At 68.9% G+C, this 8,104-nt stretch carries 6 protein-coding genes; all 6 read right to left on the reverse strand.

Translation table 11 applies throughout. The features are described from left to right. Positions 1–13: 13 nt before the first annotated feature. The gene (locus tag B072_RS0130125; protein ID WP_018533677.1) at positions 14–304 is read right to left on the reverse strand and encodes a transposase; all 291 of its coding nucleotides are present in this window, start codon (positions 302–304) and stop codon (positions 14–16) included. A gap of 198 nt (positions 305–502) precedes the next feature. Then, positions 503–3,058: a DUF4118 domain-containing protein gene (locus tag B072_RS0130130; protein WP_018533678.1), complete on the reverse strand. Its 2,556-nt coding sequence runs from the start codon at positions 3,056–3,058 to the stop codon at positions 503–505. Positions 3,059–3,060: 2 nt separating this feature from the next. After that, entirely contained in the window at positions 3,061–3,762 is a 702-nt protein-coding gene (locus tag B072_RS0130135; RefSeq protein WP_018533679.1) for a response regulator, read from the reverse strand. 105 nt (positions 3,763–3,867) lie between these two features. Continuing rightward, complete coding sequence (locus tag B072_RS0130140; RefSeq protein WP_026246453.1) at positions 3,868–4,584, reverse strand: potassium-transporting ATPase subunit C; 717 nt, start codon at positions 4,582–4,584, stop codon at positions 3,868–3,870. A 5-nt stretch (positions 4,585–4,589) separates the two neighbouring features. Further along, the gene (gene kdpB / locus B072_RS0130145) at positions 4,590–6,740 is read right to left on the reverse strand and encodes a potassium-transporting ATPase subunit KdpB (protein WP_018533681.1); all 2,151 of its coding nucleotides are present in this window, start codon (positions 6,738–6,740) and stop codon (positions 4,590–4,592) included. Next, on the reverse strand, positions 6,737–8,104 hold a 1,368-nt coding region (gene kdpA, locus B072_RS0130150), incomplete at its 5' end, for a potassium-transporting ATPase subunit KdpA (protein ID WP_018533682.1). The genes kdpA and kdpB, both read right to left, overlap by 4 nt.

Below are 8,104 nucleotides of genomic sequence, written 5' to 3' on the forward strand. Positions count from 1 at the left end.
CGCCAGCGGCTGGTCATCGACTCATCTCCTTCGCAAAATACTGGGCCGCCTTCTTGAGAATCTCCTTCTCCAGCTCCAGTTCACGTACCTGCTTGCGCAGCCGCTTCAGCTCTTCGCGCTCCGCCGGGTTCATCGGCTCACCGGCCCCGCCAGTGGCGGTCTCGGCCGCACGGACCCACTTCCGCAGGGACTCGGTGTTGACGCCGAGCTCCTTGGCCACCGAGTTGATCGACCGGCCGGTGGAGGCGACCAGCTTGATCGCGTCCTGCTTGAACTCTTCCGAATACCGGGACGTACCCACCACGACACCTCCATGTCAGATCCCACGATCTGATCCTCAAGAGATGTCCACAACCACGGGCAAACCCCAGGTTCCCGGTACCCCTTGGTACTCACCTGGGCTCCTCCGGGGCCTCGGTGCGGTCGGCCAGGTGGCCAACACCCGAAGACGGTTGCTCCGTTCGTCGGTCAGGGTGAGGCGCGGCTGAGGGGCCAGGCGCCCTTACGATGTCGCGCTCGCCGGCAGGTCCGGTGCAGGTCTTGCCCGGTCCGTCACCGCCTGCAGGGTGAGGACCATCGTGAGGCCGCCGCCCGGGGTGTCCTCCGCCGTGAGAGTGGCGCCCATCGACTCGGCGAAGCCGCGTGCCACCGCGAGGCCGAGGCCGACGCCTGCGCCGCGCGGGGCATCCCCGTAGCGCTGGAACGGAGCGAAGATGCGGTCCTTCGCCTCGTCCGGGACGCCGGGGCCCCGGTCGACCACACGCACCTCGACCCGGTCCGCGAGGGCGCTGGCCGCGACGAGGACGGGCAGGTCGTCCGGGCTGTACTTGACGGCGTTCTCGACGATGTTCGCCACGATCCGCTCCAGCAGGCCCGGGTCGACGACCACCATCGGGAGGGTCTCGGGGATCTCCAGTTCCACCAGGTGCAGGCTGTCCTCGGGGACGCCGCCGAGGGCCATCGGGACGACCTCGTCGAGGTCGATCTCACGGATCAGCGGCGTGACGGTGCCGGTCTGCAGGCGGGACATGTCGAGGAGGTTGCCGACGAGGTGATCGAGGCGGTCCGCCCCCTGCTCGATCGCTTCGAGGAGTTCGGCCTGGTCGTGCGGCGACCACTCGACCTCGTCCGAACGCAGCGACGATACCGACGCCTTGATACCTGCCAGCGGCGTACGCAGGTCGTGGCTGACCGCGGCGAGCAGGGCAGTGCGGGTGCGGTTGCCCTCGGCGAGCGCGCGGGCTTGGTCCGCCTCGGACCGCAGGCGCTGACGTTCGATGACCACCACGGCCTGGGCGGCGAAAGCGGCCAGAACGCGGCGGTCCTCGGCGGGCAGGACGCGGCCCGTCAGTACCAGGGCCTTGCCGTCGCCGACCGGCATGTCGACGTCCGCGTCCTTGGGGCGCTCGGTCTCGGGGCGCGGGCCGACGCTGCCCGCGCAGGTCCAGGGCGCGGTCTCGTTCTCGCGTTCCAGGAGGGCGACGGACTCCATGGCGAAGGTCTCCCGTACGCGTTCCAGCAGGGCCTCAAGGGTCGTCTCGCCGCGCAGGACGCTGCCCGCGAGGAAGGAGAGGACCTCGGACTCGGCGCGCAGCCGGGCGGCCTGGTGGGTGCGGCGGGCCGCCAGGTCGACGACGGACGCCACCGACGCCGCGACCCCTATGAAGATCGCGAGAGCGAGGATGTTCTTCGGGTCGGAGATCGTGAGCTCGTGGACCGGCGGTGTGTAGAACCAGTTGAGGATCAGCGAACCGAACGCGGCCGAGGCGAGCGCGGGCAGGAGCCCGCCGAGCAGGGCCGCCGCCACGGTCACCGCGAGGAACAGCAGCATGTCGTTGGCGAGGCCGAGCCCGGGTGCGAGTCCGCTCAGCAGCAGGGTGAGCAGGGCGGGGCCGACGAGACCGGTGAGCCAGCCCCACAGCTTGCGTGATCTGCCGAGACCCCCGTGCGGCGTCGGTACGAGCCCGCGTCCGGCACCGATCTCGTCGTGGGTGACCAGGTGGACGTCGAGGTCCGGGCCCGACTCGCGGGCGACGGTCGCGCTGACGCCCGGCCCGAAGACGTACTGCCAGGACTTGCGGCGGGAGACGCCGAGGACGATCTGGGTGGCGTTCACGCCCCGCGCGAAATCGAGCAGCGAGGTGGCGACGTCGTCGCCGACGACGTGGTGGAACGTGCCGCCGAGGTCCTCCACCAGCGCGCGCTGCACGGCGAGTTCCTTCGGGGACGCGGCGGTGAGACCGTCGCTGCGGGCGATGTAGACCGCCAGTACCTCGCCGCCCGCGCCCTTCTCCGCGAGCCGCGCCGCACGTCTGATCAACGTACGGCCTTCGGGACCGCCGGTCAGTCCGACGACGATGCGCTCGCGCGAGCCCCAGATCTTCGAGACCCGGTGCTCGCTGCGGTACTCCTGCAGGTATTCGTCGACCCGGTCGGCCACCCACAGGAGCGCCAACTCCCGCAGGGCGGTGAGGTTTCCGGGGCGGAAGTAGTTGGACAGCGCCGCATCGACCTTGTCCGGCTTGTAGATGTTGCCGTGCGCCATCCGGCGGCGCAGCGCCTGCGGCGACATGTCGACCAGCTCGATCTGGTCGGCGCGGCGCACGAACTCGTCGGGAACGGTCTCCTTCTGGCGTACACCGGTGATGGACTCGACGACGTCGCCGAGGGATTCCAGGTGCTGGATGTTGACGGTCGACACGACGTCGATGCCGGCCGCGAGGAGTTCCTCGACGTCCTGCCAGCGCTTGTGGTGGCGGGCGCCAGGAACATTGGTGTGCGGCAGCTCGTCGACCATGGCGACCTGGGGGCGGCGCGCGAGCACGGCGTCGACGTCCATCTCCCCGAACACCGACCCGCGGTACTCCAGTTGTTGCCGCGCGACCTGCTCCAGGCCGTGCAGCATCACCTCGGTCCGCGGCCGGTCGTGATGCTCGACGAACGCGACGACGCAGTCCGTGCCGCGCTCGACGCGACGGTGCGCCTCGGACAGCATCGCGTACGTCTTGCCGACACCGGGCGCCGCGCCCAGATAGATGCGGAGCTTGCCGCGCGCCATGGTCAGTTGCCGTCCCGGTTCTCGGAGTTCTCGAAGCGATAGCCCATGCCGGGCTCGGTGACGAGGTAGCGAGGGTGCGAGGGGTCGGGCTCCAGCTTGCGCCGCAGCTGCGCCATGTACACCCGGAGGTAGTTGGTCTTGTTGGCGGTGGTGCCCCAGACTTCCTTCAGGAGGTGGCGCTGGCTGATCAGGCGACCAGGGTGCGAGACCAGGATCTCCAGCAGATGCCACTCCGTGGGAGTGAGGCGGACGTCCCGGCCGCCACGGGATGCCTTCTTGGCGAAGAGGTCCAGGGTGAAGTCCGGCGTGCTGACCACTTCGGCGTCCGCGGTCGGCGGGGCAGCCTCCGTCCGGCGGGCGGCCGCACGCACCCGGGCAAGGAGCTCGTCCATGCTGAACGGCTTGGTCACGTAGTCGTCGGCGCCCGCGTCGAGAGCGGCGATCTTCTCGTTCGAGGAAGTACGCGCCGAGAGAACCAGGATGGGTGTCCTGCTCCAGCCGCGCAGTGCTCGTATGACGTCGACACCGTCGATGTCGGGCAGCCCCAGGTCCAGCACGACGACATCGGGCTGTCGCAGGGCCGCGAGGCGGAGCGCGGTGGTGCCGTCGGGCGCGGCGTCCACGTCGTACTTCCGTGCCTGCATGTTGATCACGAGGGCCCGGACCAGTTGGGGATCGTCCTCCACCACCAGTACCCGCGTCATCGGTGAGCGCCTTTCATTGTCTTTTCCTGTCATGGCTGCGGGAGTCGGCGGTCCCGGAGTTTCTCCGGGACCGCCGACTCCCGCGCGGTCGCACAAGGCCATGGTTCAGCGCTTCGCCACGAGTTCCTTGAGCGCGATGTTGAGCTTGAGGACGTTGACGGTCGGCTCGCCCATGAAGCCGAGCTGCCGGCCGGAGGTGTGCTGGTCGACGAGCTTTTGCACCTGGGCGACAGAGAGGTGGTTCTTCTCCGCGACCCGGTGGACCTGGAGGTCGGCGTACTCGGGGGAGATCGCCGGGTCGAGGCCCGAGCCAGAGGAGGTGACGGCATCGGCCGGGATGTCGGCCGCCTTGACTTTGTACGTCGCCGTGGAGTTGTCGGCGATGACGGCATCACGAGCGGACAGGACCTTGTAGCAGAGGGTGGCCTGGTCGTCTTCGGACTTGTACGCCGACAGCGGCTTGCACTTGTTGGTCTTCGGGTCCGCGCCGCTGTCACCGGAGAGGTTGGTGGCGCCGGACAGGATCAGCTTGTACTGGGTGTTGACGCTGTTCTCGCCGAGTCCGTTCTGCGGGCGGCCCTGGAACCACTTCAGGTCCGCCTTGCCGTCCTTGTCGGTGTACGACTGCCCGATGAGGGACGAGCCGACCACCTTGCCCTCGGAGTCCTTGATCTCGGAGCCGTTGGCCTTGTCGTGGAAGACGGCCTGGGCGACACCGGTCACCGCGAGCGGGTAGATCACACCGCAGACGACGGTGAGGATGACCAGGGCGCGCAGGCCCGCCCAGAGCAACCGGCCTGTGTTTCCTACGGAGTTGTTCATGGCCACTAACCGATTCCGGGGATGAGGGAGATGAGCAGGTCGATGATCTTGATGCCGATGAAGGGGGCGATCAGGCCGCCGAGGCCGTAGATCCCGAGGTTGCGGCGGAGCAGCTTGTCGGCGCTCACCGGCCGGTACCGGACGCCCTTCAGGGCGAGCGGCACGAGCGCGATGATGATGAGCGCGTTGAAGACGACCGCGGACAGGATCGCGGAGTTCGGCGAGGACAGGTGCATGATGTTCAGCTTGTCCAGGCCCGGGTAGACCGCCGCGAACAGCGCCGGGATGATCGCGAAGTACTTCGCGACGTCGTTGGCGATGGAGAACGTCGTCAACGCGCCCCGGGTGATGAGGAGTTGCTTGCCGATCTCGACGATCTCGATGAGCTTGGTCGGGTTCGAGTCGAGGTCGACCATGTTGCCGGCCTCCTTGGCGGCCGACGTGCCCGTGTTCATCGCGACGCCGACGTCCGCCTGCGCGAGAGCCGGGGCGTCGTTCGTGCCGTCGCCGGTCATCGCGACGAGCTTGCCGCCCGCCTGCTCGCGCTTGATGAGGGCCATCTTGTCCTCGGGGGTGGCCTCGGCGAGGAAGTCGTCGACGCCCGCCTCCTCGGCGATGGCCTTGGCGGTCAGCGGGTTGTCGCCCGTGATCATGACGGTCTTGATGCCCATGCGGCGCAGTTCGTCGAACCGCTCGCGCATGCCGTCCTTCACGACGTCCTTGAGGTGGATGACGCCCAGGACGCGGGCGCCCTCGGAGCCCTGGACCGCCACGAGCAGCGGCGTGCCGCCGGCCTGCGCGATCCGGTCGGTCAACTCGCGCGCGTCCGCCGCGACGTGGCCGCCCTGTTCCTCGACCCAGGCGATCACGGAACCGGTCGCGCCCTTGCGGATCTTGCGGCCGTCGACGTCCACACCGGACATCCGGGTCTGGGCGGTGAACTCGATCCAGGCGGCGCCGGTCAGCTCACCCTGGTGGCGCTCGCGCAGCCCGTACTTCTCCTTGGCGAGGACGACGATGGAGCGGCCCTCGGGGGTCTCGTCGGACAGCGAGGAGAGCTGGGCCGCGTCGGCGACCTGCGCTTCGGTGGTGCCCCGCACCGGGACGAACTCGGCGGCCTGGCGGTTGCCGAGGGTGATGGTGCCGGTCTTGTCGAGCAGCAGCGTGGAGACGTCGCCGGCGGCCTCGACCGCCCGGCCGGACATGGCGAGGACGTTGCGCTGCACCAGGCGGTCCATGCCGGCGATGCCGATCGCGGAGAGCAGGGCGCCGATGGTGGTCGGGATGAGGCAGACCAGCAGGGCGACCAGGACGACCATGCTGAGGTTCTTGCCCGCGTAGTTCGCGAACGGCGGCAGCGTGGCGACCGCCAGCAGGAACACGATGGTCAGGGACGCGAGCAGGATGTTGAGCGCGATCTCGTTGGGCGTCTTCTGCCGGGCGGCGCCCTCGACCAGGTTGATCATGCGGTCGATGAAGGTCTCACCGGGCTTCGTCGTGATCTTGATGACGATGCGGTCGGAGAGCACCTTCGTGCCGCCGGTGACGGCGCTGCGGTCACCGCCGGACTCCCGGATGACCGGGGCGGACTCGCCGGTGATGGCCGACTCGTCGACGGAGGCCACGCCCTCGACGACGTCACCGTCGCCGGGGATGATGTCGCCGGCCTCGCAGACGACGAGGTCACCGACCTTCAGCTCCGTGCCGGGGACCTGCTCCTCGCGGTCGCCCACGAGCCGCCGTGCCACGGTGTCGGTCTTGGCCTTGCGCAGGGTGTCGGCCTGGGCCTTGCCGCGGCCCTCGGCGACGGCCTCCGCGAGGTTCGCGAAGATCACCGTCAGCCACAGCCAGGCGCTGATCGCCCAGCCGAACCAGTCGGACGGATCCTTGAAGGAGAACACCGTCGTCAGGACGGACCCGACCAGCACCACGAACATCACGGGGGACTTGACCATGACGCGCGGGTGCAGTTTGCGGCAGGCGTCGGGCAGCGACTTCAGCAGCTGCTTGGGGTCGAAGAGACCGGCGCCGACCTTGCCCTCCTCGGGCTTGTGTCCGGTCGGCGCGTCCTGGTGGGGCGCCCGGGTGGGAGTGACTGTGGACATCGCGTCCTCTGGATTCTGGGTGTTCCGCGTCTTCTTGGTGTCGGTGCTCATGACGCGAGTCCCTCGGCGAGCGGCCCGAGCGCGAGCGCCGGGAAGTAGGTGAGACCGGTGATGATCAGGATCGTGCCGACCAGCAGGCCGGTGAACAGCGGCTTCTGGGTGCGCAGGGTGCCCGCGGTGGCCGGGACCGGCTGCTGCTCGGCCAGCGAACCGGCGAGCGCGAGCACGAACACCATCGGCAGGAAGCGGCCGAGNAGCATCGCNAGNCCGATCNTGGTGTTGAACCACTGGGTGTCGGCGCTGAGCCCTGCGAAGGCGCTGCCGTTGTTGTTGGCGCCGGACGTGAACGCGTACAGCACCTCGGAGAAGCCGTGCGCGCCGGAGTTGAGCAGGGAGTCCGGCGGTGTCGGCAGGGCCATCGAGAGTGCCGTGAAGACGAGGACCAGGGTCGGCGTGATGAGGATGTAGCAGGCGGCGAACTTGATCTCGCGGGTGCCGATCTTCTTCCCCAGGTACTCGGGGGTGCGGCCCACCATCAGTCCGGCGATGAACACCGCGATGACCGCCATGATCAGCATGCCGTAGAGGCCGGAGCCGACGCCGCCGGGCGCGATCTCGCCGAGCTGCATGCCCAGCATCGTGATGCCGCCGCCGAGGCCGGTGAAGGAGGAGTGGAAGCCGTCGACCGCGCCGGTCGAGGTGAGCGTCGTGGAGACCGCGAAGATCGACGTACCGCCGATGCCGAACCGGTTCTCCTTGCCTTCCATGGCGCCGCCCGCGGCGTCGAAGGCCGGGCCGTGGTGGGCGAACTCGGTCCACATCATCAGCGCGACGAAGGCGACCCAGATCGTCGCCATCGTGGCGAGGATCGCGTAGCCCTGCTTGATCGAGCCGACCATCCTGCCGAACGTGCGGGTCAGCGCGAACGGGATGACGAGGATCAGGAAGACCTCGAAGAGGTTGGAGAAGGCGTCGGGGTTCTCGAAGGGGTGGGCGGAGTTGGCGTTGAAGTAGCCGCCGCCGTTGGTGCCCAGCTCCTTGATGGCTTCCTGGGAGGCGACGGCGCCGCCGTTCCACTNCTGNNTNCCGCCCNNGAACTGGCCGACCTCGTGNATNCCGGNGAAGTTCTGGATNGCGCCGCAGGCGACCAGGACGANCGCGCCGANNACNGAGATCGGGATNAGGANGCGGACGNNGCCNCGNACCAGGTCGGCCCAGAAGTTGCCCAGCTCACCGGTGCGGGAGCGGGCGAAGCCCCGTACGAGNGCCACCGCCACGGCGATNCCGACGGCCGCCGAGACGAAGTTCTGCACCGCGAGGCCGCCGGTCTGCACGACGTGGCCCATCGCCTGCTCGCCGTAGTACGACTGCCAGTTGGTGTTGGAGACGAAGGACGCGGCCGTGTTGAAGGCCTG

This window comes from Streptomyces sp. HmicA12 (assembly GCF_000373565.1).
GTDB lineage: Bacteria > Actinomycetota > Actinomycetes > Streptomycetales > Streptomycetaceae > Streptomyces.